Origin of the sequence: Pseudomonas sp. NFX5 (assembly GCF_049132125.1) — a bacterium.
GTDB classification, from domain to species: domain Bacteria; phylum Pseudomonadota; class Gammaproteobacteria; order Pseudomonadales; family Pseudomonadaceae; genus Aquipseudomonas; species Aquipseudomonas marginalis.
This window is the reverse complement of the sequence record NZ_JAFMZG010000035.1, coordinates 38,100-64,082: the sequence shown is the minus strand read 5'-3', so window position 1 is coordinate 64,082 and position 25,983 is coordinate 38,100. Positions and strand designations below refer to the sequence as shown.

Annotated in this window: 24 protein-coding genes and 1 pseudogene; 17 read left to right on the top strand and 8 right to left on the bottom strand. The window is 59.0% G+C overall.

The window, feature by feature from the left end; translation table 11 throughout:
- Window positions 1–484 precede the first annotated feature (484 nt).
- The 3 genes and pseudogenes from J1N02_RS24875 to J1N02_RS24865 form a co-directional block, all read right to left on the bottom strand.
- Complete coding sequence (locus J1N02_RS24875) at window positions 485–829, bottom strand: FKBP-type peptidyl-prolyl cis-trans isomerase (protein WP_169899765.1); 345 nt, start codon at window positions 827–829, stop codon at window positions 485–487.
- Between the two features lie 279 nt (window positions 830–1,108).
- Window positions 1,109–1,510 (bottom strand): type II toxin-antitoxin system HicB family antitoxin, encoded by a 402-nt coding sequence (locus tag J1N02_RS24870; RefSeq protein WP_108574650.1) that lies wholly within the window; start codon window positions 1,508–1,510, stop codon window positions 1,109–1,111.
- 54 nt (window positions 1,511–1,564) lie between these two features.
- A pseudogene (locus J1N02_RS24865) lies at window positions 1,565–1,748 on the bottom strand (type II toxin-antitoxin system HicA family toxin).
- Window positions 1,749–2,065: 317 nt separating this feature from the next.
- Here J1N02_RS24865 and J1N02_RS24860 point away from each other — a divergent pair.
- The 3 genes from J1N02_RS24860 (at window position 2,066) to J1N02_RS24850 (ending at window position 6,209) form a co-directional block, all read left to right on the top strand.
- Window positions 2,066–4,015, top strand: coding sequence for a flavin monoamine oxidase family protein (locus tag J1N02_RS24860; RefSeq protein ID WP_421147928.1), 1,950 nt, complete (start codon window positions 2,066–2,068; stop codon window positions 4,013–4,015).
- Between the two features lie 122 nt (window positions 4,016–4,137).
- Window positions 4,138–5,025, top strand: coding sequence for a nitrilase family protein (locus J1N02_RS24855; RefSeq protein WP_421147927.1), 888 nt, complete (start codon window positions 4,138–4,140; stop codon window positions 5,023–5,025).
- Between the two features lie 14 nt (window positions 5,026–5,039).
- Entirely contained in the window at window positions 5,040–6,209 is a 1,170-nt protein-coding gene (locus J1N02_RS24850) for a hypothetical protein (RefSeq protein ID WP_169899763.1), read from the top strand.
- Between the two features lie 51 nt (window positions 6,210–6,260).
- Here the strand turns inward: J1N02_RS24850 and J1N02_RS24845 are convergent, their stop codons facing one another.
- On the bottom strand, window positions 6,261–6,482 hold the full coding sequence (locus J1N02_RS24845) for a hypothetical protein (protein WP_133822152.1): 222 nt from the start codon (window positions 6,480–6,482) through the stop codon (window positions 6,261–6,263).
- A 22-nt stretch (window positions 6,483–6,504) separates the two neighbouring features.
- Between J1N02_RS24845 and J1N02_RS24840 the strand changes: the two genes are divergently transcribed.
- Both J1N02_RS24840 and J1N02_RS24835 read left to right on the top strand, forming a co-directional pair.
- Window positions 6,505–8,001 carry a PAS domain S-box protein gene (locus J1N02_RS24840; protein ID WP_092359251.1) on the top strand — a complete coding sequence of 499 codons (1,497 nt, stop codon included), beginning with the start codon at window positions 6,505–6,507 and terminating at the stop codon, window positions 7,999–8,001.
- 131 nt (window positions 8,002–8,132) lie between these two features.
- Window positions 8,133–8,405, top strand: a complete 273-nt coding sequence (locus J1N02_RS24835; protein ID WP_027603187.1) for a DUF1652 domain-containing protein — start codon at window positions 8,133–8,135, stop codon at window positions 8,403–8,405.
- Here J1N02_RS24835 and J1N02_RS24830 read toward each other — a convergent pair.
- Window positions 8,368–9,561: an MFS transporter gene (locus tag J1N02_RS24830; RefSeq protein WP_027603186.1), complete on the bottom strand. Its 1,194-nt coding sequence runs from the start codon at window positions 9,559–9,561 to the stop codon at window positions 8,368–8,370. The two genes, J1N02_RS24835 and J1N02_RS24830, sit on opposite strands and share 38 nt — an antisense overlap.
- A gap of 76 nt (window positions 9,562–9,637) precedes the next feature.
- On the bottom strand, window positions 9,638–9,946 hold the full coding sequence (locus tag J1N02_RS24825) for an RcnB family protein (protein WP_027603185.1): 309 nt from the start codon (window positions 9,944–9,946) through the stop codon (window positions 9,638–9,640).
- Window positions 9,947–10,165: 219 nt separating this feature from the next.
- Here J1N02_RS24825 and J1N02_RS24820 point away from each other — a divergent pair, with 219 nt between their 5' ends.
- Genes J1N02_RS24820 through J1N02_RS24810 form a run of 3 tightly spaced genes read left to right on the top strand, consistent with a single transcriptional unit; the run spans window position 10,166 to window position 13,193 of the window.
- Window positions 10,166–10,723 (top strand): helix-turn-helix domain-containing protein, encoded by a 558-nt coding sequence (locus J1N02_RS24820; RefSeq protein WP_027603184.1) that lies wholly within the window; start codon window positions 10,166–10,168, stop codon window positions 10,721–10,723.
- Between the two features lie 11 nt (window positions 10,724–10,734).
- The gene (locus J1N02_RS24815; RefSeq protein WP_027603183.1) at window positions 10,735–12,081 is read left to right on the top strand and encodes a glutamine synthetase family protein; all 1,347 of its coding nucleotides are present in this window, start codon (window positions 10,735–10,737) and stop codon (window positions 12,079–12,081) included.
- A 14-nt stretch (window positions 12,082–12,095) separates the two neighbouring features.
- On the top strand, window positions 12,096–13,193 hold the full coding sequence (locus J1N02_RS24810) for a DNA alkylation repair protein (RefSeq protein ID WP_092359252.1): 1,098 nt from the start codon (window positions 12,096–12,098) through the stop codon (window positions 13,191–13,193).
- Window positions 13,194–13,232: 39 nt separating this feature from the next.
- Here the strand turns inward: J1N02_RS24810 and J1N02_RS24805 are convergent, their stop codons facing one another.
- The gene (locus J1N02_RS24805) at window positions 13,233–14,129 is read right to left on the bottom strand and encodes a LysR family transcriptional regulator (RefSeq protein ID WP_027603181.1); all 897 of its coding nucleotides are present in this window, start codon (window positions 14,127–14,129) and stop codon (window positions 13,233–13,235) included.
- Window positions 14,130–14,257: 128 nt separating this feature from the next.
- On the opposite strand from J1N02_RS24805, the gene J1N02_RS24800 reads away from it, so the two are divergent.
- From J1N02_RS24800 to J1N02_RS24775, 6 genes are all read left to right on the top strand, one after another.
- Window positions 14,258–15,904, top strand: coding sequence for a GMC family oxidoreductase (locus J1N02_RS24800; RefSeq protein ID WP_092359254.1), 1,647 nt, complete (start codon window positions 14,258–14,260; stop codon window positions 15,902–15,904).
- A 65-nt stretch (window positions 15,905–15,969) separates the two neighbouring features.
- On the top strand, window positions 15,970–17,592 hold the full coding sequence (locus J1N02_RS24795) for an MFS transporter (protein WP_027603179.1): 1,623 nt from the start codon (window positions 15,970–15,972) through the stop codon (window positions 17,590–17,592).
- Window positions 17,593–17,821: 229 nt separating this feature from the next.
- Complete coding sequence (locus J1N02_RS24790; RefSeq protein ID WP_419480297.1) at window positions 17,822–19,771, top strand: DNA topoisomerase III; 1,950 nt, start codon at window positions 17,822–17,824, stop codon at window positions 19,769–19,771.
- A gap of 119 nt (window positions 19,772–19,890) precedes the next feature.
- Window positions 19,891–20,331, top strand: a complete 441-nt coding sequence (locus J1N02_RS24785; protein ID WP_027603177.1) for a CBS domain-containing protein — start codon at window positions 19,891–19,893, stop codon at window positions 20,329–20,331.
- An 8-nt stretch (window positions 20,332–20,339) separates the two neighbouring features.
- Window positions 20,340–21,203 carry an NAD-dependent protein deacetylase gene (locus J1N02_RS24780; RefSeq protein WP_065927813.1) on the top strand — a complete coding sequence of 288 codons (864 nt, stop codon included), beginning with the start codon at window positions 20,340–20,342 and terminating at the stop codon, window positions 21,201–21,203.
- 464 nt (window positions 21,204–21,667) lie between these two features.
- The gene (locus tag J1N02_RS24775; RefSeq protein WP_016977362.1) at window positions 21,668–21,997 is read left to right on the top strand and encodes a hypothetical protein; all 330 of its coding nucleotides are present in this window, start codon (window positions 21,668–21,670) and stop codon (window positions 21,995–21,997) included.
- Window positions 21,998–22,059: 62 nt separating this feature from the next.
- Here the strand turns inward: J1N02_RS24775 and J1N02_RS24770 are convergent, their stop codons facing one another.
- On the bottom strand, window positions 22,060–22,965 hold the full coding sequence (locus tag J1N02_RS24770; protein WP_027603175.1) for a LysR family transcriptional regulator: 906 nt from the start codon (window positions 22,963–22,965) through the stop codon (window positions 22,060–22,062).
- Window positions 22,966–23,098: 133 nt separating this feature from the next.
- On the opposite strand from J1N02_RS24770, the gene J1N02_RS24765 reads away from it, so the two are divergent.
- From J1N02_RS24765 to J1N02_RS24755, 3 genes are read left to right on the top strand one after another with little or no spacing between them, the layout of a single operon-like run.
- Window positions 23,099–23,797 (top strand): CoA transferase subunit A, encoded by a 699-nt coding sequence (locus J1N02_RS24765; protein WP_027603174.1) that lies wholly within the window; start codon window positions 23,099–23,101, stop codon window positions 23,795–23,797.
- Window positions 23,798–23,831: 34 nt separating this feature from the next.
- Window positions 23,832–24,491 carry a CoA transferase subunit B gene (locus J1N02_RS24760; protein WP_027603173.1) on the top strand — a complete coding sequence of 220 codons (660 nt, stop codon included), beginning with the start codon at window positions 23,832–23,834 and terminating at the stop codon, window positions 24,489–24,491.
- An 11-nt stretch (window positions 24,492–24,502) separates the two neighbouring features.
- The gene (locus J1N02_RS24755) at window positions 24,503–25,684 is read left to right on the top strand and encodes an acetyl-CoA C-acetyltransferase (protein WP_098479931.1); all 1,182 of its coding nucleotides are present in this window, start codon (window positions 24,503–24,505) and stop codon (window positions 25,682–25,684) included.
- Window positions 25,685–25,983 lie beyond the last annotated feature (299 nt).

Here is a 25,983-nt window from a genome sequence, read left to right as displayed (position 1 = left end):
AAAAAAACCGTCGTGCAGGTACTGCCTGCCCCACCGCGCCCGCTTCGTAGGCACAGTCAGCCCGGCCCGCCCGCCGTAAAAAGCAGGCGCGTCCGTAGCATCCCGAGGTTAACCGGGTGCTGGTCAGCGTCGATGAGAGGGATCGCACAGGGGCCAGGACTGGCCGCTGTCGGGATGCCGCTTCTCGCTAGGTGGCGAGACAACGGCATCGAAAAAAATGCGCGTTATCTTGCCAAGTATGTGCCGGTTACCGAGACCGGCCGACAACTGTCACTCGAACAAGTACCCACAGAGGGTCTCCGCTATTGATGAAAACGCGCGAAGCTTACGCCCCGATTTAAGGAGAGTAAACCGTAGGAAAGTTTCCATATGGTGAATAAGAGGATTCTTCAGGGAGGGTTCAGGAACCCCCATCCTGAAGCCGCCGATGCTTGAATGTGAGGTGGCAGCTGCGTACGAGGTGGTGGGCCAGGTTTTTGCGAAATTAATCGTCCCGCGTCAGCACTTCCAGCAACTCAATCTCAAAGCGCAGATTGCTGTTGGGCTTGATATGCGCGCCCATCGACCGCTCGCCATAGGCCAGGTGCGCCGGCACAAACAACCTGCGCACCCCGCCGACCTGCATGCCCATCAACCCTTGGTCCCAGCCCTTGATCACCCGCCCGGTGCCGATCACACACTGGAACGGCTTGCCCCGCTCCCGGGACGAATCGAAGACCGTACCGTCTTCCAGGGTGCCGGTGTACTGGGTGGTGATCAGTGCGCCCTTGACCACGGCTTTGCCGGTGCCTGGGCGGATGTCGGTGATTTGGAGTTCGTCGGGGCTCATGGGGTTCTCGTTGAAGGCGTAAAGGCTGGGGTTTTCCCAGAATCGGTGGGGTTTGGCAAGTGCAGGAACAGTCGCAGCCGTGACATTTCCCTTTAACTTGCAGGACGTTTCCGAGAGAATCCCAAGCGCTTGCGTCGCTCAAGCGAGGGAGCTTGCTTCCGTTGGGCTGCGCAGCGACCCCGTTGCTTTAGTACTGCCCCCCACAAAAATCCCGTAGATATAGCGTCGGCCCGACTTGAACACGCCATAAGCCGATACAGAGTGCTCGCTTGTGCTTACTTACGCAGAGAGCTCACGCAGCGCTGCCGTCGCCAAAAAACCTGACCGCGATGCATAGCGATGATCCTTTTGCACACGCTCGTCAATCCGCTGCAAGAGGTGTTCCGGCAGAGAGGCATTGAACCGCACTGATTTCCCCAGATAAGGCGTGAGGTCAAAGTCGACTATCGCCCAGACACCACCGGCAAAATCCGGATTACCCAAATGGGCATCAACCTCCAGCGCCTGAGGAAGCTGTTCCTGATCGGCAACCAGGCCTTCGAGATGCAGAGCCAATGCCTCATGTACATTGTCCAGCGCTTCGGAAAAAGACCCGCCCGCCGAGAAACACCCCGGCACATCAGGGACGGTCACGCTGTAATCCGAATCAGCATCTTTGTGTACTACCACAGGGAATTTCATTGCTCCTCCTCTGACCGAGCCCGTGGGAGCTCGCCCAATTCATCCAGCAGGCAATTATTTGAGACCGGCTGATTTGAGAATACTGTGCAGAGTGCCCTTGGCAATCTCTGACTTGGGATGAGGGACGGTGACTCTTCCCCGCTTCACGGGGTGCTTGAACTGATGATGACTGCCCTTCACCGCCACCTCAAACCAACCATCCGCAACCAGCAGGTCAATCATCTGCTCGACTTCTCATCGCCTCACCCTTGGGTGTGTATATACACCCCACTAAATAGTAATGCGTTTTTTGCACACACGAGACACACGGATAAAAAATCTTGCGACTTGATGACGGCGGGTAAACCCCTTACGCCAGTGAAGTAATATCAATCTTTGTGCTCTGGATCGCTTTCACGCGGAGCGTGGAACAATCAAATACTCGGGCCAGTTCCCCTTCACCTACAACAGAACACGACATACCCTAGCCAAAAATCACATCCTGCTTATTGTCTCTTCCAGAACCTATATTCAACCTATAAGTAGAAAATCAATTCTGAACGAGAAACATCAAAAATGACCATCGGTTCAAACTTTAATTATCCAGCAGATATAGTCCAACAAAGTCATCGTAAAAAGCGCACTGTAAAGAATAAATGGAGGGCACGATTCCCTAGCCCGCCAGATTTGTGTTTCGATTACCGAGCATTGGTAGAGCAAGAAAACGGCGTTGCTCAAGCGACCGACACTGCTCACAAAATTTGCATTATTGGTGCGGGAATTACAGGTTTAACAACTGCACGCGAGCTGCATAGGTGCGGCTTCAAAAATATCACACTAATAGAAAAGTCAAAGCGTATAGGCGGTCGACACCTGACAGCTCTTGGTAGTAATAATACGAATACTGTTGGCCGCCCTCCTTTTGAGATGGGCGCAATGAGAATGCCGTTCTTCAATAGATCAAATGAGCAGCCCAAAGATGGTCGTTCGCTCATGGCTTATTACGCAAATGAATTTGAATTGGTCTGCTCCGACTTCCCAAACCCCGGCAGCCCCAGCGTCCACTCAACTGGAATCTACCTGAGAGAAGGAAGCCTGGAAGGAGACAGTGAACCCACAATGCTTATCTGGAAAAACCCAAACGGAAAAACATCACCACCCGGTGAAATCTTAGGGTCCGTTTTTGCGAAGTGGAAGGCATTTGCTGAACGGATGGCCCTGCACGTTTCCGAGCATTTCGGCTCTGACGCTTGGGAATACATGTGGGATGCCATAGTAAAAAAATATGAGGGCACGTCATTTCGTGACTTGGTGAAGATGCCAACCATCGATCACTGGCGGCAAAGTGATCCTGGCAACTTTGGCGGAATGGGAATGACCGCACAGGAGTCGGCTGTTTTTTACTCAATCGGCATTGGTGATGGCAGTTGGGGAGCGTTCTATGATGTCTGCTCGATTTATCCAATACGCACGGCGATATTTGGTTTCAGCAGTCATTTGCAACTGATCCACGGCCGTGTGAACTCAGAAGGTGCCCCCCTGGCGTCACCTTATCTTGACGTCACAGAGACAGTTGACTCGAGAGGCCTAAAATTTAATAAACCAAATTACATTGGTCTTGGCTCACTGGCCGAATCCCTGCTTTTTATAAAAGCGCAAGAGACCACCGAATCATTATATGAACACTTACTGAAAAGCCCATACGGTTTGCTGACCAACAGTACTGCAACGAAAATAAAAAAACTTGAGAATGGAAAAACAAGGGTTTACTACGACTGGAACACTACACAGCCGAGTAAAACAAAAAGTGAATTTATCGATGTCGATTCACTTGTAATCACCCTTCCATCATGGCTGATAGAAACACAAATTCTTATCGAGGATTTCAGCCAAGACATGCTTCCCTTCGAAACAATCGCAGCCTACAAAACGGCTCATTGGGAAACCAGCTGCAAGGTGTACGCGCCCCTCAAAAAATCTTTCCTCTCACTCAATAAAAACATACCTCAAGCCATTGTAACCGATAGCTTCATACATGATATCTACACCTATCGCTACAATGAAAACCACACTTACGACTGTATCCTCTTAAGCTACACGTGGGAGGATGATGCAACAAAGCTTTCGCTGTTCAGCGACGGAGAACTGGTCGACAAATGCATAGAAGAGCTGGACAGGATACTTTTGAAGTCAACAAATATTAAAAAACGCATTTCTCCCTATATAGGACGTGACCAAGCAATCGTTCAGCGCTGGATGAACGATAAACACGCCCTTGGCTGTGCAAAACTCTATCGCCCTGGCACCTACTACGACGCCGTAGGCCTGATGAAATACAACAGGGACTTCTCTCTCACATCCGGGCTTTATCTTTGTGGTGAATCTTTTTCTGTGGATGCTGGCTGGACAGAACCTTGCTTCAGAGGCGCCATTGATACTGTGATCAATATCTGCAACAAGACCCAAGCAAAATTCAATGGAGATTTTTGCATGCAAGATTATCCAGAGTACAAGACAGAGACTTAAACTACATCAAGAGAATCCGGCTACGTCACAACAGGAATTATCTGACTTTTCTTTAAACATTTCTTCACCTCTTATAAACATCCAACCAAAACCCGGTTGCATAACAATAAGAGGTCATCCCCATGAGTGAACCAACAAGCCGAGCCCGCGTCGCCGTCGTTCAGTTCAACCCACAGGTCGGTATAGCCAACCGAAGCGACAACCTGCGTCAAAGTCTTCTACTGGCGACTGAAGCAGTAAACGGCGGCGCCAATCTGATCGTGCTGCCGGAGCTTTCCAACTGCGGCTATTTCTTCAGCAGCCGCCAGGACGCGTTTGATCATGCAGAGGCAGTGCCGAACGGACCGAGTGTGCGGGAATGGATCGATTTTGCCTGCAAGCACCAGGTGTATCTGGTCGCCGGTCTTAGCGAAATCGATGGTATGCAGCTGTTCAACACAGCCGTATTGCTGGGGCCCGACGGGTTCATAGGCAAATACCGAAAAGCCCATTTATGGAACCTGGAAAAGCTTTGGTTCACCCCGGGGAATTCTGGCTTTCCAGTGTTTGAAACGCCGATCGGTCGTATAGGCCTGCTGATCTGCTGGGACATCTGGTTTCCGGAGGTACCGCGCATTTTGAGCCAGCAAGGCGCCGATATCATTTGCAGCTTGAACAATTGGGTATGGACACCCCCGCCGTTGTTCGATGAGGCAGGAAAGTGCATGGCGTCGTACCTGACGATGACCGCTGCACATGTGAACAACGTATTTATCGCGGCCGCGAGCCGCATTGGTGAAGAGCGGGATGCCCGTTATCTCGGATGCTCCTTGATTGCAGGGACAAATGGCTGGCCAATCGGCGCTGTGGCTTCGGCCAATCGCCAGGAGATCCTGTTCGCCGACATTGACATCACCAGCGCCCGCAGCGCGCCGATCTGGAACAGCCTCAATGATCTGCAACGGGACCGTCGCAATGATCTTTATGATCAGATGCTCGGGTATTCCCAGCACCCTGCCCTGCCTCGCTGAGAGGAGGGCAATCTATGGAAACGTTGTTTGCCAGGAAAACGCCAACCCGCTCACGAGCGGATATCACAGTTATTGTACTGGGACTCGTCGCTACCTTGCTCGCGGTATGGGTTGTATCCAGTCATCAAGGTTCATGGCCAGGATACAACGAGATGGTGACGGCCCTCCCCCAACCCGTAGCGTGGGTGCGGTGGGTAGTGGGGGATATAAGCGAAGTTGCCTTTTACAAGCATGAACTCGCGTCACTGGGCCTATTGAGTGGTGCCTATCTGGCATGGTGGGCAAACAAACGTGGCAAAGCCTGGCAGGGCTTTTCCATTTGCTATGGCACCGGATTGTGGCCTTGGGTGGTGAGCAGTTCGTTGATCGGGCTGTTGCTGAGCAACCTCCTGTGGGGTTGGAGCGTTACCGCCGAAACCTGGCAGCCTACGTTTGCGGCGTTTGTTTCATTGCCAGCAGCGATGGTGCTCATGTTTGGCAGCGGTTGGAAGGTCGCCCTCAATGGTGCAGTGCTGGGAGCTTTACTGGTTACTCCACTGTGCTTGTTGATCGTCAATCTGGTGTGTGTGCCACTGGGTTTACCAGCCGTGGTCGGTAATGTGCTGGGCATGGCTATCGGAAGCGTCATTGCATTTGCACTGTGTCGTCGGGTGCCCTCGCTGGTGCGTTCGGACTCTATCGCTCCAGACCGACCGATACCTGTTACCCCGCCCAGTTACGGAGTGTTCTGGAGCCTGCGCCGAGTGCTGGCGGACTTTTCCGAAGCACCCTTTTTTGGAAATGAGCTGGCCAGTCTCGGACTGTTGGCAGGCGTGTTGCTTGCCTATGCCCTCAACCCCATGAGCCCGGCTTATGGCTCCGGCCTGCTTTTGCACATGGTAGGAGCACAGGCACTGACGTCGGCTTTTGGCGTAGTGATCTGGCGCCATCAATGGATAAAACGGGGTTGGTATCCCACCTATGTACCGTTGGTATCTGTGGTACCGGCAGCAGTGTTGACCCACGGTGGCAGTTGGATGGTGGTGACTTCAAGTGCATTGCTGGGTGCACTGATCGCACCGCCGTTGGCCTGTGCAATTGCGGCGAGACTGCCTGCCCATTTTCATCCGTACATTGGCAATGTAGTTTCAATGGCGTTGAGTACGTTGATGATTGTGCCGATCGTAGGTTGGCTGGCAACTTGAAAGGTGTGGTTAGGCCCCCCCCTAACCACTTTTGAACACAACAATAATCGATCAACCCAATTGCACCCGACGCACCGTCAGTGCCATTCGCCCCACAAAGAAACTCAACGCCGCACGCGACAGCTGCTTGGGCGCCACTTCACGGGTTTTATACTCGGCCTGTTGCTTCAACTCCTCATCCTCGCGCAAAGGCACCAGGCCATCTGGTGCATTCGCACCCCACGCCGCGCAATTACCCTGCACTATCCTGACACCGGGCTGTCGTACTTTCATGCGTCTAAAACCCGGAGAAACCATGACCCAGGATGTCCTCGCCAAAGAAACCAACCGCCGCCAGCTGCAGCAGATTATCTCCGGGCTGTCCGACGGGATCATCCTGGCCGAAGTCGACCAGACCATTCTCTGGGCCAATGAAGCCGCGCTGGCCATGCACGGTGTGGAGGACGTCACGGCACTGGGTGCCAATACCCAGGAATACGCCAAACGCTTTAGCCTGCGCTATCGCAATAATCATCCCTTGCCCTTGGAGAATTACCCCCTCGCCCGCGTGGCGGCAGGCGATGAATTCAGTGATGTGGTAGTGGAGGTCATGCCCACCGCCGATGCAGAAAAAACCTGGGTGCACCGCCTGCGCAGCCTGGTCATCAGCGATTCCCATGGCACGCCTGAATTACTGGTGCTGATCCTCAGCGACGCCACCGAATGGGCCAGCGCCGAACAGCGCTTCGAGAAAACCTTCAACGCCAACCCGGCGCCGGCGGTGATCTGCCGCCTGAGCGACCTGCGCTATATCAAAGTGAACCAGGGCTTCCTGGAGATGACCGGCTACAACCGTGACCAGGTAATCGGCCGGTCCGTGTATGAACTGGACGTGCTGGAGCATGCCGAACGCAGGGAGCTGGCCATTCAGCGCCTGGGGGAAGGCGCGACCATCCCGCAGATGCAGGCCGAGCTGAAACTGCCCGGAGGCGGCAGCAAACTGGTGATCGTCGCCGGCCAGCCGCTGGACATGAACGAGGAAGACTGCATGCTGTTTTCCTTCACCGACCTGGAGCCACGCCGCAAGGCCGAGATTGCCCTGCGCCAGAGTGAAGAGCGCTTCGCCAAGTCGTTTCGCCTGACGCCGGTGCCCACCTTGGTGTGCAGCGCCGCCAACCGGCAGGTGGTGGATGTCAACGAAGCGTTCATGACCATTACCGGGTACACCAGCGAAGAGCTGATCGGTAAATCCATCGAAGACATCAACTTCATCGACAACCAGGAGGCGGCCGCGCAGTTGTTCGCCACCCTGGAGAAAGCCGGCAACCTCGATGGCCAGGACCTCAAGGTGCGCAAGAAAGGCAACGAGGTCATCGACTGCGTGGTCTCGGCAGACACGGTGATCATTGAGGATGTGCCCTGCTATCTGCTGGTGATGATGAACATCACCGAACGCAAGCGCTCGGAGCTGGAGTTGGTGGCGGCCATCGAGGAAGTGATGCAGGACGCGTCCTGGTTCAGCCAGACCCTGATCGAGAAACTGGCCAATGCCAAGAGCGTCAACAGCCCCAACCTGCCGAACGTGGCCTTCACCGACCTGACCGCCCGCGAGCGCGATGTACTCGGCCTGATCTGCGAGGGCCTGGCCGACAAGGAGATCGCCTCACGCCTGAAATTGGCGCCCAACACGGTGCGTAACCATGTGGCCACGGTGTACTCGAAACTGGGGGTGCATAGCCGTAGTGCAGCGATTGTCTGGGCCCGTGAACGCGGGCTGTTTGCCGGTGAATTGCGGGTTAAGAAAACCCGATAAAAGTGCAAATGCACTAGTGCGGCTAGTGCGAATTCGCCTTATCCCACGCAGTCCCAATCCCTAACCTTCAGGGTGTGAGTACAGGGCTTTCAACCTGTGCCGTCGTAAAACGACACCCTGAAGGAACCCACATGTTTACGCTCTCTCAACTGCGAAATTGCATCGAAGAAGGCCTCGCGCCGCTGACATGCGAGTTCACCCTGTGCCGGGATGCGTCGCTGACCCTCAAGGTCTACGACGCCGACACCGGCCGGGTGGACCTGGTGGTGACGGGGATCAGCACCAACCGGCTGCAGACCCCGCAAGACGTGGAAAAGATGGTGGAAGAACTGCGCTACGAACTGCAAAGCAACAACATGGGCAAGGTCACGCTGGAAGACGCGCCTTCAACGACGAACCAATGAAGTAGAACACCCCGCCCGCGACGATGAACGCCCCCAGCATGTAGAACATGTAATGGGCCGGCAGGCTGGCCAGCACCAGCCCGCACAACACCGGCCCCAACGCCGCCCCCAGGTTGGACAGGTTCTGCGCCCCGTAGTACATGCCCCGCAGGTGGTCCGGGGCGATCCGGTCGATAAACATGTATTCGGCCGGAAACACGATGATTTCCCCCACGGTAAATACCGCCATCGCCAGCACCCACCACAGCACGCTGGTGGACAGCGCAAAACCAATCAAGCCCAGCATGAACATGCCCAGGCCGGCGATCAGCCATTGGCTGAGGTAACGGTGGGAAATACGTCGACCAATCACGTACTGCAAGGCGATCACCAGCACGGCGTTGGTGGTGAGCACGGCGCTGATGACGGTGTAGGTGTATTCAGCACTGGTGGTGGTGACCAGGTACTGCGAGAGGTAAGCGGTGAACTGGCCGAACACCACGGCGCTGAGCACACCCCCAAGGGTGAAGCACACCAGGCGATGGTCACGCAGCAGCACGCGGCCGACGGCCAGGAACGGCACCGGCTTTTGCGTCACATCGATGGTCGCCAGGGTGCGATCGCCCCAGCGCCAGTACAGCAGGAAAAACCCCGCCCCCAACAACGCCGACAGGATGAACGGCAGGCTGATGTCCAGCTTGGCCACCATCGCCCCAAAGAACGGCCCCGCGGCATAGCCGATATTGGTCAGGGTGTACTTGATGGAAAAAACTTCGCTGCGTGCATCTTCCGGCAGCAAGCTGGCAAAACCGGCCTTTACCGCAATATCGATGACCGCGTAGGCCAGGTTGATCAGGATCAGGCAGCTGTAGAACGCCCAGATGTTCTGCGCCAGCACCGTACCGATAAACCCCAGCCCAAACAGCACGCTCAACCCCAGCAACAGCCGATAACTGTTGATGCGGTCGACCAGAAAACCGCCATATACGCTGAGCAGCGAGCCAAGGATCAACGAGCTGCCGATCACCAGCCCGACCTGGGTGATGTCGAGGGCAAATTGGCGGGTGAGGTAGATCACCAGGTAGGGAAAGGTAATCGCCTTGGCCAGCGTCAGCAGCAACGTGGCGGACAACAGCAGGTTCACGGCGCGGGGGTAGTTTCTTATTGTGGCAAGCATCCTGCTCTCTTTCTTTGAAGGTAACACGGTCTTGATGGCCGGTTACCTTACCGCAAGAGCCGAAAAAAAACGCGGGTCATTTCTTGACGGGCGTGATCTCCAGGATGGTGCCGTTGGTGGTTTTGAGCAGCACGAACCTGTCGCCCACACGGGCCCACTGGCTGTCGGCTTCAGGCTGCTTGAGACCGCGTTTCTTCCAGTCGCTGACCGCCGACTCCTTGCGCATCAGGATGTCCGGGGCACGGTCGCCTTCTTTCAAATCACGGGTATTGATGTTCGAAGGCTGCACGGTTTCCTGGGGGGTATCGCCGGCCTGCACGACAAAGCTGGCGGTGGACAGGCTGGCGGCGACCAGGACACAGGCAGCGAGGGTTTTGGACTTCATGGGTGCTCCTTCAATGAATGATGCGTACCCAGGTTCCGACCGCAGGCGCATGAAATCATTCAGCCTGTTGAACCTTGATCCCCTGTGATGAGCATAGGTATCTACACAACTTTTCAGACCCTGACAAATCTCCCTGTGGTGAGCGGACTTACGCGTGCCCCCATTGCCCTTATGAAATTAATCCTGTAATTTTTCATGAAATTATTAGATATAAATTTCATGAACCAGCAAGAAGAACTCGACGCCCTGGCGATCCTGATCCACGACCTGCGCAAGTACAAGAAGCTTACCCTCGCCCAACTCGCACAGAAGATCGAGCGTTCGGTGGGCTTCCTGTCCCAGGTGGAAAGGGGTTTGTCGCGTCCGACCGTGGCGGATCTCACCGCCATCAGCCATGCCCTCGATGTGCCCACCACCTATTTCTACAGCCTGTCCAAACCCAAGGCCGTGAGCTGGGTCACCCGCCCCAACGAACGTCGTACGGTGTACTACGCCAACGGCATCACCGACATCCTGGTGTCCCCCAGCATGAATGGCGCCTTCTCGATGCTCGACAGCCTGCTGGCACCCGGCGCCAACAGCGGTGAACAGACCATGAGCGACCGCGCCGAGCAGGCCGGATTTGTACTGGAAGGCGAATTGACGCTGTGGGTAGAGGGCGAGGCCGATTCGGTCACCCTCGGCCCCGGTGACAGCTTCCACCTGGCCAGTTTCGCCCACTGCCGCTACGCCAACCTCACCGACCTGCCCGCCCGCGTGCTGTGGGTTTACAACTAGGAGCAACACCCGTGAAAAGCCAAGCCTCCACGTTACTGGCCGAAGTACGGACCTTTCGCCAGAACCATCCCGACGTGCGCTATGTCGACCTGATCGCCCTGGACATCCCCGGGCATTTCTACGGCAAGCGCTACCCCATCGAGATGCTGGAAAAGGTCGCCGCCGGCAGCCCCTTGAAGCTGCCGCAGAACGCCGTGCTGCTGGGGGTTCAGGGCGGGCTGTTCAAGATCGGCGACTACTGCTTCCACGATGGCGACCCGGACGCCAACCGCCGCCTGGTACCGGGCACGCTCAAGCCGGTGAGCTGGGAGTCGCAGCCGCTGGGACAGATGTTGATCACCTCGGACGGCACCGAGGCGCCGATCGAATTCGAACCTCGCGAAGTCCTGGCCAAGGTGCTGGAGCGCCTGCACCACAAAGGCATTCACCCGGTGGTGGCCTTCGAACTGGAGTTCTACCTGTTCGACAAAAAACTCGACAACGGCCTGCCGCAATTCGCCCGCGACCCGCTCAGCGATGACTCCGACGACCAGCCCAACCTGCATATCGAACGGCTGTCGCGCTTCAGCGAGGTGCTGGACGACATGGCGCAGACCGCCAAGGACCAGGGCATCGACATCACAGTGATCACCGCCGAACTCGGCCCCGGCCAGTTCGAGATCAATTTCGGCCACCTCGACGACGGCCTGCGCGCCGCCGACTGGGCGGCCCTGTTCTGCCGCAGCACCCGCGGCGTGGCGCTCAAGCACGGCTACCGCGCCAGCTTCATGGCCAAGCCTTACCTGCAATTTCCCGGCAGCGGCATGCATGTGCATGTCAGCCTGTATGACGGCGCGGGTAACAACCTGCTCGCGGCGCACCAGCAGCAACCCCTGCGCCACGCCGTGGCCGGTTGCCTGGAATTGCTGCCCCACTGCATGCCGATCTTCTCGCCCAACCACAATGCCTTCCGCCGCCTGGGGGGTACGGTCAACGCGGCCACCCGCGCCTGCTGGGGGTTTGAAGACCGCGATGCGTGCGTGCGCATCCCCGAGTCAGACCCGCGCAACCTGAGGATCGAGCATCGCTTGGCCAGTGCCGACGCCAATCCGTATCTGGTGCTGGCGGCGATCCTGGTCGGCCTTGAACATGGTCTTGAAGCCAGGCAAGAACCTATCGCGCCACTGAACGAGGACCGCAGCAGCGGCACCGATTTCCCTGTGGAAATGCTCGATGCCGTGCGCGCCATGCAGCATCAGCCGGTAGTGCGCGATAAGCTGGGCGCCGAATTTGTCGACGTGTACTGCGAGAACAAACGCCAGGATCACCTGGCCTTTCAACAAGAGATCCATGCGCGGGAATACCGCTGGTTTCTCTAACGACGGAATAACCGATGACCGACCAAAGCGCCCCGGCCCTCAAGGACATCTTCAACCTCGAACGCCTGCAACACATCGCCAGCGAGATGACAGCGGTGTACCCGGCGTTCGACGCCAAGGGGTTTCTCCAGCACGCCAAGGCCGGGCTCGCCGAATTATCGGTAATGCAGCGTGTGGCGCGGGTCAGCGAAAGCCTGCACGCGGTGATCCCGCTGGACTATGCCCAGACCCTCAAGCTGCTCTACGCCCTGGCGCCGCGCCTGAACAGCGGGTTTGTCAGCCTGTGCCTGCCGCACTACGTGGCGAGCTACGGCCTGGCTGACTTCACGCGCTCCATGGCCGCGCTCAAATACTTCACCCCCTTCGGCTCGGCTGAGTTCGCCATAAGACCCTTCTTGCTCCACGACTTCGAACGCACCCTGGCGGTCATGCAAACCTGGTCGCTGGATGAAAACGATCACGTACGCCGCCTCGCCAGCGAAGGCTCGCGTCCGCGCTTGCCGTGGTCGTTTCGCCTGGCCAAGGTGCAGGCCAACCCCGAACTGTGTGCGCCGATCCTCGACAACCTCAAGGCCGACAGCAGCCTCTACGTACGCAAATCCGTGGCCAACCACCTCAACGACATCACCAAGGACCACCCGGATTGGGTGCTCAGCCTGATCGAAGGCTGGAACCTGGATAACCCGCACACCGCCTGGATCGCCCGCCATGCGCTGCGCAGCCTGATCAAGCAGGGCAACACCCGCGCGCTGACGATCATGGGCGCAGGCGCCAAGGCCGAGGTGAAGCTCCATCACCTGAGCGTGACGCCGGCGGTGATCACCCTGGGCGAGCGGATCACCCTGTCATTCAGCCTGGAATCCACCGCCGCCACGGCGCAAAAACTGGTGGTCGACTACGCCATCGATTACGTCAAAAGCGCCGGTCACAGCGCGGCCAAGGTGTTCAAGCTCAAGGCGTTTACGCTGGGCGCGGGTGAACGACAGAACCTCCGCCGCGAGCAGCATATTCGCGCGTTGACCACACGCAAGCACTATCCCGGCAGGCATGCGGTGCATGTGCTGGTAAATGGAGAGCGATTGGGCAGTGCCGAATTCGAATTGAGGGATTAACCCGATTCAACCAACACCGCAGATCACTATGGAAGGGTTTCATCCGTTGGATTCGCCCAGCAACAGTGGCTGCTCCCGCGCGCACAATTCCACCACGTAGTCCCACAGCACCCGCAACCGCACCGACTTGTGCAACTCCCGGCGCGAGCTGATCCAGTAGCTGCGCTGGATCCCCTCCCCCGGCAGCAACGGCACCAACTGCGGGTCGCCCGACGCCATAAAGCACGGCAACACCGCAATCCCCAATCCGGAGCGTGCGGCCTGGTGTTGGGCGATGACGCTGGTGCTGTGGAACACCACCTTGGGGTTACGGCAGAAACTGCTGAGGAACTTCAGCTCCTGGCTGAACAGCAGGTCGTCGACATAATCGATCCATGAATGGGCCGCGAGATCTTCGCGTTTTTCTATCGGAGGGGTGCGCGCCAGGTAGGCACGGCTGGCGTAGAGCGCCAGGCGGTAATCGGTGAGTTTGCGCGTGACCAGTTGATCGACGCTGGGGCGTTCGAGGTGGATGCTGATTTCCGCCTCGCGGTTGAGGATGCTGACGAAACGCGGCACGGCAAGCAGTTCCACTTCCAGGCCGGGATAACGTTCGAACAGCCCGCCCATGCGGCCGGCAAGGAACATCACCCCCAACCCTTCGGCCACCCCGAGGCGGATCTTGCCCAGGGGCGCAGCGGCGTGGGTCAATTCGTCCTCGGCCAGCAGCGCGACGTTTTCCATGGCCTCGGCGTGTTTGAGCAGGGCTTCGCCGGCGGGGGTCAGTTCGTAGCCCTGGGCGTGCTGCACGAACAGCGCGGTGCCGAGGCTCTTCTCGATGGCTTCGATATGCCGGGCCACCGTGGCGTGCGTGGTTTTCAGGCGCTGCGCGGCGGTGAGCAGGCGGCCGCTGCGCTGCAACTCCAGAAAATACCGCAGGTCATTCCAGTCGAACATGTCGCCTCCATTGCATGGCCCGGATAGCGCTGTTTAAAAACGCACAGCAGCTGGGTAAAAACTAACATTTTTAAGACGAAAACTAACAACTAGGATGGAGCCAATAAGAAAAACAAGCGAGACCTCAGATGCCCATTGCAGCTGCTGAATACGATTATGTGGTAGTAGGCGCCGGCCCCGCAGGCTGCCTGCTCGCCAATCGACTGTCCGCCAACCCCGCCCACCGCGTGCTGCTGCTTGAAGCCGGTGGCCGCGACAACTACCCCTGGATCCATATCCCCGTCGGCTACCTGTTCTGCATCGGCAACCCGCGCACCGACTGGTGCTTCAAGACCGAAGCCCAGGAAGGCCTGCAAGGCCGTGCGCTGAGCTACCCTCGGGGCAAGGTGCTCGGCGGCTGCTCGTCCATCAATGGCATGATCTACATGCGCGGCCAGGCCCAGGACTACGATGGCTGGGCGGCGGCAGGCAACGATGGCTGGGCCTGGAAAGACGTGCTGCCGCTGTTCAAGCAGAGCGAAAACCACTTTGCCGGCAGCTCGGAATTCCACAGCGATGGCGGCGAATGGCGGGTTGAGCAGCAACGGCTGTCCTGGCCGATCCTCGATGCGTTTCGTGAGGCGGCAGCGCAAAGCGGCATCTCCAGTATCAGCGACTTCAATCAAGGCGATAACGAAGGCTGCGGCTACTTCCAGGTCAACCAGAAGGCCGGGGTGCGCTGGAACGCGGCCAAGGCGTTTCTCAAGCCGATTCGCCAGCGTCCCAATCTCACCGTGCTGACCGAGGTCGAGGTAGACCGCGTGGTCCTGGAAAACGGCCGCGCCTCGGCCGTGATCGGGCGTCAAAACGGCCAGCCAGTGAGCTGGAAGGCGCGCAAGGAAATCGTACTGTGCGCCGGCTCCGTGGGCTCGCCGGGCATCCTGCAACGCTCGGGCATCGGCCCGTCCAGCGTGCTCAAGCCGTTGGGCATCGATGTGCTGCATGAACTGCCAGGGGTCGGCGGCAACTTGCAGGATCATCTGCAATTGCGGCTGATCTACAAGCTGGAAAACGCCCGCACCCTGAACCAGATCGCCGGTACCGTATGGGGCAAGATGGGCATGGGCCTGCGCTACCTGTACGACCGCAGCGGACCGCTGTCGATGGCGCCCAGCCAGCTCGGCGCGTTTGCCCGCTCGGGCCTGGAACAGACCTCGGCCAACCTCGAATACCACGTGCAGCCGCTGTCCCTGGAGCGCTTTGGCGAACCGCTGCATGGGTTCCCGGCGTTTACCGCCTCGGTCTGCGACCTGCGCCCGCAAAGCCGTGGCCGCATCGATATCCGCTCGGCCAACCCGGCGGATGCGCCGCTGATCCGGCCCAACTACCTCAGCCACCCGGAGGACCTGCGGGTGGCCGCCGACGCGATTCGCCTGACCCGACGCATCGTCGCCGCACCGGCCCTGAGCCAGTTCAAGCCGGTGGAATACCTGCCGGGTGATTCGCTGCAAACCGAAGAACAACTGCACGAAGCCGCCGCGCGTATCGGCACGACGATCTTCCATCCGGTCGGCACCTGTCGCATGGGCAGCGATAAAGACGCGGTGGTCGACGCCCAGTTGCGCGTGCATGGCGTGCCCGGCCTGCGTATCGCCGATGCCTCGGTCATGCCGCGCATTACCTCCGGCAATACCTGTTCACCGACGCTGATGATCGCGGAAAAAGCCGCGCAGCTGATCCTTTCGCCGAACACAAGGAGTCTCGCCCCGGAGAAAGAACTGGTTCATGCAATCTGAATAGCGGCGCCAAACCTGGCGCCGACAGTGGAACAACAATAAATAATCACTGTGAGGGCTTCCCGATGTCAGAACATGCTCAAACCCTGGGCTCGGCCACCAACGCGAGCACCGGTAACGAATCAAGAAAAGTCATCTTCGCCTCGTCCCTGGGGACGGTGTTCGAGTGGTATGACTTTTTCCTCTACGGCGCCCTGGCGGCGGTAATCAGCAAGCAGTTCTTTGCCGGGGTCAACGACACCACGGCGTTTATCTTTGCCTTGATGGCCTTCGCGGCCGGCTTTGTGGTGCGCCCGTTCGGCGCGCTGGTGTTCGGCCGCCTGGGCGACATGATCGGGCGCAAGTACACGTTCCTGGTGACCATCATCCTGATGGGCGTGGCGACCTTCTGCGTCGGCCTGCTGCCAACCTACGCCAGCATCGGCATCGCGGCGCCGATCATCCTGATCGTGCTGCGCATGCTGCAAGGCCTGGCATTGGGCGGCGAGTACGGCGGTGCGGCCACCTATGTGGCCGAGCATGCGCCGGCCGGCAAACGCGGCCTCAACACCAGCTGGATTCAATCCACCGCGACCCTCGGTTTGCTGCTGTCGTTGCTGGTGGTGCTGGCATGCCGGTACTTCACCGGCGATCAGTTCGAAGTCTGGGGCTGGCGTATACCGTTCCTGTTCTCCATCGTGCTGCTGGGCATCTCGACGTGGATCCGCATGAGCCTGCATGAATCGCCGGCGTTCCTGAAGATGAAAGAGGAAGGCAAGGCCAGCAAGGCGCCCATCCGTGAATCCTTCGGCAAGTGGGAAAACCTCAAGGTCGTGTTGATCGCCTTGTTCAGCATCAACGGCGGCCAGGCGGTGACCTTCTACGCGGCGCAGTTTTACGTGTTGTTCTTCCTCACGCAGTTCCTGCGGATGGACCCTGCCCTGGCCAACATGCTGCTGATTATCAGCGTGGTGATCGGCGCGCCGTTCTTTATCTTCTTTGGCTGGCTGTCCGACAAGGTGGGTCGCAAGCCGGTGCTGATGCTTGGCTTGCTGCTGGCCACTGCGCTGTACTTCCCGATCTTCAAAGGCCTGGCACACTACACCAACCCGGCGATGGACCAGGCCAGCCGCCAGGCACCGATCACCGTGCTGGCCGACCCGGCCACCTGTACTTTCCAGTTCGATCCGGTAGGCAAGGCAAAATTTGACAGCCCGTGCGACAAGGTCAAGACCTTCCTGGTCAAGCAAGGCCTGCCTTACAGCAGTGCCGCCGCCCCGGCCGGCAGCCCGGTGCAGGTCAGCGTGGGTGAAGTGCGCATCGACGGCTTCGACGAGGCAGCGCTGCGCGGTGCAGTGGCCCTGGCCGGCTACCCGACTTCTGCGGATGTGGCCCAGGTCAACAAGGTCATGGTGGTGGTGCTGATCGTGGTGCTGATCCTGATCGCCGCCATGTGCTACGGCCCGCTGGCGGCGCTGATGGTGGAACTGTTTCCAACGCGTATCCGCTACACCTCGATGTCCCTGCCCTACCACATCGGTAACGGCTGGTTTGGCGGGTTCCTGCCGACCGTGTCGTTTGCGCTGGTGGTGTACACCGGGGATATCTTCTATGGCTTGTGGTACCCGGTGGTGGTGACGGGGGTGAGCCTGATTGTCGGATTGTTTTGCCTTAAAGAAACGCGGCATGTGGATCTCGACAACAATTAAACCGATCGCCTGAACACAGGAGATCCCTTGTGGGAGGGGGCTTGCTCCCGATAGCGGTGGTTCAGTCACAGTTGCGTTGACTGATATGGCGCTATCGGGAGCAAGCCCCCTCCCACATTTATTTCCGCAACGCTTACACGAATTGCTGTACATCCATACAGATAATAGTTGCTCAAATTCCTCTGACTGAGCATCCTGCAAAGCATCAACCCGATCTGATGTGATGACCATGCGGCTGTACCTCTGTGAAAAACCCTCCCAGGCCAAGGACATTGCGGCCGTGCTCGGCGCCGGTCGCCGTGGCGACGGTTGCTGGTTGGGCAATGGGGTCACCGTCACCTGGTGCATCGGCCACCTGCTGGAAACCGCCCCACCCGACGCCTACGACGCCAAATACAAACGCTGGGTGCTGGCCGACCTGCCGATCGTCCCGGAAAAATGGAAGATGCTGGTCAAGCCCAAGACCGCCAGCCAGTTCAAGGCCGTCAAGCGCCTGTTGGGGGAAGCCCAGGAACTGGTGATCGCCACCGACGCCGACCGTGAAGGCGAGATGATCGCCCGCGAACTGGTCGAGCATTGCCGCTATCGCGGGCCGATCCAGCGGCTGTGGCTGTCGGCGCTGGACGATGCCTCCATCCGCAAGGCCCTGGCGGCGCTCAAGCCCGGCGCCGAAACCTTCAGCCTGTACCACTCGGCCCTGGGCCGCTCCCGCGCCGACTGGCTGATCGGCATGAACATGAGTCGCCTGTTTACCCTGCTGGGGCGTCAATCCGGCTATCAGGGCGTGCTGCCGGTGGGCCGGGTGCAAACACCGACCTTGCGCCTGGTGGTGGACCGCGACCGCAGCATCGCCGACTTCGTGCCCGTGGCGTACTGGGCCATCGATGTGGACCTGCGCCACCAATCCATGACGTTTACCGCACAATGGCGCGCGACTGAAGATGCCTGTGACGACCAGGGCCGCTGCCTTAACCCGCAGCTGGCCCGGGACGCTGCCGACGCCATGACCAACGCCGCCGGCGCACGCCTGATCAAGCTGCGCACCGAACGCATGCGCGAGGTGGCGCCCCTGCCCTTCGACCTCGGCACCCTGCAGGAGATCTGCTCGAAGAAACTCGGCCTCGGCGCCCAGGAAACCCTGGATATCGCCCAATCCCTCTACGAAACCCACAAGGTCATCACCTACCCCCGCAGTGACTGTGGTTACCTGCCATTGAGCCAGCACAGCGAGGCGCCGAAGATTCTCGCCGCATTGGGCCGTGGGGATGCGGCAGTCCATGAGCTGATGCCGCATATCGATCCCCAACGCCGCTCACGGGCCTGGAACGATGCCAAGGTCAGCGCGCACCACGGCATCATTCCCACCGGCGCCGGCAAGGACGTCGGCCAACTCAACGGCAAGCACCGTGCGGTCTACACCTTGATTCGCGCGCGTTACCTGGCGCAGTTCCTGCCCAACCATGAATACGATCGCACCCAGGCGGATTTCGACTGTGCGGGCCAGGCGTTGCGTGCGGTGGGCAAAGTGGTGATCGAGCCGGGCTGGAAACGTGCCTTGCCCGAAGCCCTGGCACCGGCGAAGGGCCGAGAAGCACCGGCGCCCCAGGCCTTGCCGACACTGGTGCAGGGCCAGGATTACGCCGTGGTCAAGGTCAACCTCAAGGACCTGTGGACCCAGCCACCCAAGCCCTTCACCGAGGGCGACCTGATCAAGGCGATGAAAAACGTCGCCAAGCTGGTGGAAGACCCGCTGCTCAAGCAAAAGCTCAAGGACACCACCGGCATCGGCACCGAAGCCACCCGTGCGGGGATTATCCAGGGGTTGCTCGACCGCGGTTACCTGGTGAAGAACGGCAAGGCGCTGTCGGCCACCCCGGCAGCCTTCAGCCTGATCGACGCGGTGCCCCGCGCCATTGCCGACCCCGGCACCACCGCGATCTGGGAGCAAGCGCTGGACATGGTGCAAAGCGGTGAGATGAGCCTGGAAGAATTCGTCGCCAAGCAGGCGGCGTGGATGAGCAAGCAAGTGGCCCGTTGCAACGGCATGCGCATGACCATCAGCGGGCCGGCCAGCCCGCCGGGCCGAGGTGCTGCGCCGTGGAAAAAGAAGCGCAAGTCGGCCCCTCGCAAGACCGCCACTGGCCCAGAGCGCGCCAGGAAACCGAAAAAAACCGGGTGAAAGGCGAAAAAAACCGGCGAATGACGTTTTTCGACGGGTTTAACGCCGCATTGGACCTTGCCCCGGCGAGTGCCGTCTAGGATTCTGTAGGGGATAACAACAACACCGGAGTGGCCGCCATGAAAACCGTCGCACAATTGCTCAAAGCCAAGGACCAGAAAAACCAGGACGTCCACACCATCCAATGGGACCACACTGTGTTTGAGGCGCTGGTGCGGATGTCGGAGAAAAACGTCGGCGCCTTGCCGGTGGTCAAGGAAGGCACGGTGGTGGGGATCATCAGCGAACGCGATTACGCACGCAAAATAATGCTCAAGGGCCTATCGTCGGTCACTACAAAGGTCCATGAGGTCATGAGCTCGCCGGTGATCACCGTCGATACTCATAAAAGTGTCGAAGCGTGCATGAACATCATGACCGACAGTCACCTGCGCCACCTGCCGGTGGTCGAAGACGGCAAACTGCTGGGCCTGCTCTCCATCGGTGACCTGGTCAAGGAAGCCATCGCCGAACAGGCAGACCTGATCAAGCAGTTGGAGCAGTACATCCGCGGCGAATAGGGGACCCCATGCTCGACACCCTGGAACATCAACAGGACCACCTCGACACCCTGCACCGCGCCATGGCCGAACGGCGCTTCCTGGTATTGACCGGTGCGGGCATCAGCACGTCGTCGGGAATCCCCGACTACCGCGACAGCGAAGGCGTGCGCCGGGGCAAGGCGCCAATGATGTACCAGGAGTTCCTCGCCACTGCCCAGGCGCGGCGGCGCTATTGGGCACGGGCGATGCTGGGGTGGCCGAGGGTACGTATCGCCCAGCCGAACAACGCTCACCGGGCGCTGGCGACCTTGCAACAACGCCAGCACATCAGCGGCCTGATCACGCAAAACGTCGACACCTTGCATGACCAGGCCGGCAGCCATGACGTGATTGAATTGCACGGCAGCCTGCACCGGGTGCTGTGCCTGGATTGCCAGTTGCACAGCACCCGCGACCTGATCCAGCGCCAGATGGAAATCGATAACCCGTACCTGGCGCAAGTCCATGCGGTACAGGCGCCTGATGGTGACACCTTGCTCGACCCCGCGTTTGAAGAGCGCTTCCAGGTCCCCCGCTGCCCCCATTGCCAGGGTGAGCGACTGAAACCGGACGTGGTGTTTTTTGGCGAGAACGTCGCACCGGCGACGGCGGCCAGGGCGATGGCGGCGGTAGCGCATGCCGAGGGGCTGCTGGTGGTAGGTTCATCGCTGATGGCTTACTCCGCATTTCGCCTGTGCAAGGCAATGGTCGAACAGGGCAAGCCGGTGATCGCCATCAACCTGGGCAAGACCCGGGGTGATGAGTTGTTGCAGGTAAAGATCGAAACCTCGTGCGAACAGCTTCTGCCCTTGTTGGCAGACCGCCTGCAGTCAACCCCTCCTCAGCCATAGCGACCGTCCAGCGCAAAAAATGACGCTCGAGTCACGCATTTGCCGTATCTCCCCATAGCCACGACGAATTATGTAGTGATCAAAAATAATCACTACATAAGCGTTGACGTAACCTTTTTGTCCTTGCATGATCTAGACGTCTCCCGGATCGGGAGCGTTGGTAACAAGCGTTTTGAACAAGCTCGTCTGACCGCCGAGCTGTTTTTTCCGGATGTGCACTGCCCACAAGGCAGATTGATGAAGCTGACCGACCCGAAATGATCGGTACAAGGCGCTCAAATGCGGCTTGTCTTCGTTATGAAACCATTGCGTAGCAGTTCATCAGCAAGACTACATGCATCAGGTTCAAGACCCTGCCCGTATTCGGCAGACCGTCACTGACGCCCGGTTTTCCAAGCCGGAGACAACTAAGCAGTTTTAACGGAATCAACTGATAGATCGCCAACTGGTCAAGGGGCTTACACATGAATCTGAACAACCAACCAACTATCGATGAATTGGCTGAGATGTTCGCAGCGCAGAAAGACACACTCGACGACCATATCCTGTGGATTGGCAAATCGGGCGAAGTGCAAATCGACTGCCTGGCGCCCCACACTGAAGAAGCCGAGTTCGACCGCAATAACCGTGAACTGGCGGCGCGCCTGAAGATGTACCGCCGTGGCCAGGGTTATGTCGGCAAGAAGGCCGCGGCCGATCGCAACTTTATCGAGCAAGTATTCCACACACTTAATACCGAATGGCAGAACCTCAAAGGCCAATCGCACGTTAAAGTGATTGATAGATACTGCTGATAACAGTGCACCTTTAAATTTAAGCCCGCTGGTCTATTCGAGCGGGCTTTTTAATACCTGTTTTATAACACCGCCGGAAACCTGCCCTTCCCCGCCTCATCCCGAAAAATATCAAACAACACCTGCGCCGCCGCTGACAGTTCATGCCCAGGCTTGGTCAGCACACCAATCGGCCGCTCGATCACCGGATCGGTCAAGGTGATGCAATGCGCCCCCGCCTCCTGCATCTGCTGCGCACACAAGGCCGGTACGGCGCTGACACCCAGGCCGCTGGCGACCATCTTGCCCACGGTTGCCAATTGATGGCTCTCCAAGGCCACCGGCAGCTTCATCTTCAAGGCCCCCAGGTGCTCCTCCAGCATCACCCGCACCGTGGAAGGCCGCTGCAACGTAATGAACGGGTGCTCCAGCAAGGTTTTCCAGTCGACCTCGGCACACTGTGCCAGCAGTGAATCACCGGGCACCACCGCAATGAAGCGGTCCAGGTACAACGGTGTAAAGGCCAGCGACGAGCCTTCCGAGGGTTCAAACGCCACGCCCAGTTCCACATGGCGGTCGCGAACCATCTCCAGCACTTGCTCGTTGATCAAGTCATGCACCGTCACGTTCACCTGGGGGTAACGTGCGCGGAATATCTTCAGGATCGGCGGCAGCAGGTTGCCGGCAAACGACGGCATCGCCGCCACGGTCACCCGCCCGCGTTGCAGGGTGAACAGCTGACGCAGCTCGTCCTCGGCATTGTCCCAATCGGCCATCAGCCGACGGGCCAGGGGCAGCAGGGATTCGCCCTCGGGCGTGAGCGCCACGTTGCGCGTATTGCGGCTGAACAAGCGCCCGCCCAGCCCTTCCTCCAAGCCTTTGATGGTCAGGCTCAACGCCGATTGAGAGAGGTGCAGGCGCTCGCAGGCGGCGGCAAAACTCAGGCTTTGGGCCACGGCCAGAAAGGCACGCATCTGTTTAACGGTCATGGCGCTACTCCGGGCGGCGGGTTGACTATGCTGTTTTCTAAATCAATCAACCTTAAAAAACAACTTAACAAATCAATCCGTCGGCGCAACACTCGATTCATTGGCTGGCCCACAAACAATAAAAGAGGTGCATATGGCAGGTTTCGATAAACGCGTGGCGTCCTACGAGGAAGCACTGGCAGGCCTGGAAGACGGCATGACCGTGCTCTCCGGTGGTTTCGGCCTGTGCGGCATTCCGGAAAACCTCATCAATGAGATCAAGCGCAAAGGCACCCGTGACCTCACCGTGGTTTCCAATAACTGCGGCGTCGACGGCTTTGGCCTGGGTGTGCTGCTGGAAGAAAAGCAGATCAGCAAGGTGATCGCTTCCTACGTCGGTGAAAACGCCCTGTTCGAGAAGCAGTTGCTCAGCGGCGAAATCGAAGTGGTCCTCACCCCCCAAGGCACCCTGGCGGAAAAAATGCGCGCAGGCGGCGCCGGTATCCCCGCCTTCTTCACCGCCACCGGCGTCGGTACTCCGGTGGCCGAAGGCAAGGAAACCCGCGAATTCAACGGTCGCCCGTACCTGATGGAAGAATCCATCACCGGCGACTTCGCCATCGTCAAAGGTTGGAAAGCCGACCACTTCGGCAACGTCATCTATCGCCACACCGCCCAGAACTTCAACCCGCTGGCCGCCACCGCCGGCAGGATCACCGTGGTCGAGGTCGAGGAAATCGTCGAACCGGGCGAGCTGGACCCGGCGCAGATCCACACCCCTGGCATCTACGTCGACCGGATCATCTGCGGCACGTTCGAGAAGCGCATCGAACAGCGCACCGTGCGCAAATAATCCGCCTCCAGCCCGAACAATAAGGACTCATAAAATGGCTCTTACCCGCGAACAAATGGCTCAACGCGTCGCCCGCGAAATGCAGGACGGTTTCTACGTCAACCTGGGCATCGGCATTCCGACCCTGGTGGCCAACTACATCCCCGAAGGCATGGAAGTCATGCTGCAGTCGGAAAACGGCCTGCTCGGCATGGGTCCGTTTCCTACCGAAGACACCATCGATGCCGACATGATCAACGCCGGCAAACAGACTGTGACGGCGCGCATCGGCGCCTCGATCTTCTCCTCCGCCGAATCCTTCGCGATGATTCGCGGCGGCCACGTCGACCTCACCGTGCTCGGCGCCTTTGAAGTGGACGTACACGGCAACATCGCCTCGTGGATGATCCCCGGCAAACTGGTCAAGGGCATGGGCGGCGCCATGGACCTGGTGGCCGGTGCGGAAAACATCATCGTGATCATGACCCACGCCTCCAAGGACGGTGAGTCCAAGTTGCTCAGCCAATGCAGCCTGCCGCTGACCGGCGCCAACTGCATCAAGCGCGTACTGACGGACCTGGCGTACCTGGAAATCGAAAATGGCGCTTTTGTCCTCAAGGAACGCGCACCTGGCGTCAGCGTTGAAGAGATTGTGAGCAAGACCGCCGGTAAACTGATCGTCCCGGACCACGTTCCAGAAATGCACTTCCAGTGAGGACAGATTCCATGCAAGACGTCGTGATTGTTGCTGCCACCCGCACCGCCGTGGGCAGCTTTCAAGGTTCGCTGGCAAGCATTCCGGCACCGGAACTGGGCGCCGCCGTGATCCGTCGCCTGCTGGAGCAGACCGGCCTGGACCCGGCTCAAGTCGATGAAGTCATTCTCGGCCAGGTACTCACCGCGGGTTCCGGCCAGAACCCCGCGCGCCAGGCCTCGATCCTCGCCGGCCTGCCCCACGCCGTGCCGAGCCTGACCCTGAACAAAGTCTGCGGCTCGGGCCTGAAAGCCCTGCACCTGGGCGCCCAGGCCATCCGCTGCGGTGACGCCGAGGTCATCATCGCCGGCGGCATGGAGAACATGAGCCTGGCACCCTACGTACTGCCTGCTGCGCGCACGGGCTTGCGCATGGGCCACGCCAAGATGATCGACAGCATGATCACCGACGGCCTGTGGGATGCGTTCAACGACTATCACATGGGCATCACCGCCGAGAACCTCGTGGACAAATACGGCATCAGCCGTGAAGCCCAGGATGCTTTCGCCGCCGCCTCCCAGCAGAAAGCCACCGCCGCCATCGAGGCCGGGCGTTTTGTCGACGAAATCACACCTATCCTGATTCCCCAGCGCAAGGGCGACCCGATTGCCTTCGCCGTCGATGAGCAACCTCGCGCCGGCACCACCGCCGAATCCCTGGCCAAGCTCAAGCCGGCGTTCAAGAAAGACGGCAGCGTCACCGCCGGTAATGCTTCCAGCCTGAATGACGGCGCCGCTGCGGTGCTGCTGATGAGTGCCGACAAGGCCAAGGCCCTCGGCTTGCCGGTATTGGCCCGTATCGCCAGTTACGCCAACGCGGGCGTCGACCCGGCGATCATGGGCATCGGCCCGGTCTCGGCCACCCGCCGCTGCCTGGACAAAGCCGGTTGGAGCCTGGGCGACCTGGACCTGATCGAAGCCAACGAAGCCTTTGCCGCGCAATCCCTGGCGGTAGGCAAAGAGCTGGAGTGGGATGCGGACAAGGTCAACGTCAACGGCGGCGCCATCGCCATCGGCCACCCCATCGGCGCGTCAGGCTGCCGCGTGCTGGTCACCCTGCTGCATGAAATGATCAGGCGCGATGCCAGGAAAGGCCTGGCGACCCTGTGCATCGGTGGCGGCCAAGGCGTAGCCCTGGCCCTCGAGCGCAGCTGATAAACGAGCAACACGGAAAAGGCCCGGCTCCACGAAAAGCCAGGCCTTTTCTTTATGCGGTTTCCCTGAACAAACACAGTCCAAATGTGTGGGGGCTTGCCCCCGATGAGCATAGGTATCTACACAACTTTGTCTAAACGCTGCCTCCCCCGGCAGAAAGCGCTGTTGTGGCGAGCGGGCTTGTCCCGCGTTGGGCTGCGAAGCAGCCCCAAAACCAGCCTCTACAGAGTGTCTGATACACCGCGTTCTTCTTTAGGCGCACGGTAATCCACTCCGCGACCACCATCAGCCTTGCAAAT